This is a genomic window from Nitratireductor pacificus pht-3B, assembly GCF_000300335.1.
Lineage (GTDB): Bacteria > Pseudomonadota > Alphaproteobacteria > Rhizobiales > Rhizobiaceae > Nitratireductor > Nitratireductor pacificus.
The window spans coordinates 1-803 of sequence record NZ_AMRM01000050.1; the positions used below are offsets into that span (position 1 = coordinate 1).

Sequence of the window (803 nt, forward strand, 5' to 3'; positions counted from 1 at the left end):
GGGTGGTATCTCATGCGGCGGAAGCGGCCGATGAGCCTTTCATGAGCGATATCGGCGGCTTGTTGCCGATTGCGCTGTGCGGGCGGACAGTGTTGTAGTCCTTACGCCATCCCTCCATTTTCGAGCGGGCGTCGTCAAGTGTCAGGAACCAATGGGCGTTGAGGCACTCCGTCCTGAACTTGCCGTTGAAGCTCTCGATATAGGCATTGTCCGTGGGCTTGCCCGGGCGTGAGAAGTCCAGTTCGACGCCGCGCTGATAGGCCCACAGATCAAGGTCACGGGAGATGAACTCGGAGCCCTGATCGACCCTGATCGTCTTCGGATAGCCAACTGAACGGCAGGTCCGCTCAAGCGTCGCTACCACATCTTCGCCTCGGTAGCCGAACCGCGGATCGACCACCGGCGAGAACCGGGAGAAGGTATCGACGACGGTCAGCACACGGATCTTGCGGCCGGTTGCCAGTTGGTCATGAACGAAGTCCATGGCCCACACATCGTTCGAATGTACGGCTTCGGTCCTGTCTTCACGCAGTTTCGCCTTCACGCGCCGCTTCGGCGTCTTGTTGCGCAACTGCAGTCCCATCTCCTTGTAAAGCCTGTAGATTCGCTTGGCATTCACGGTCCAGCCCTCTCGCCGCAGCAGAACATGGACACGCCGGTAGCCATAGCGCACGCGTGTCGCTGCAATCTCCTTGATCCTGACCTTCAGGGCGGCCTGGTCGCCACGCTTCGACTTGTAGTGATAGAGCGAGGTGTCGATCCGCAGGCAGGCGCAGGCACGACGGATCGACACCTTCCAGTCT

General features: G+C 60.0%; 1 protein-coding gene. It reads right to left on the reverse strand.

The genetic code is table 11. The annotated features are described in order from the left end of the window. Positions 1-10: 10 nt before the first annotated feature. A partial coding sequence (locus NA2_RS21200) for an IS3 family transposase (protein ID WP_008599355.1) occupies positions 11-803 on the reverse strand: 793 nt, incomplete at its 5' end.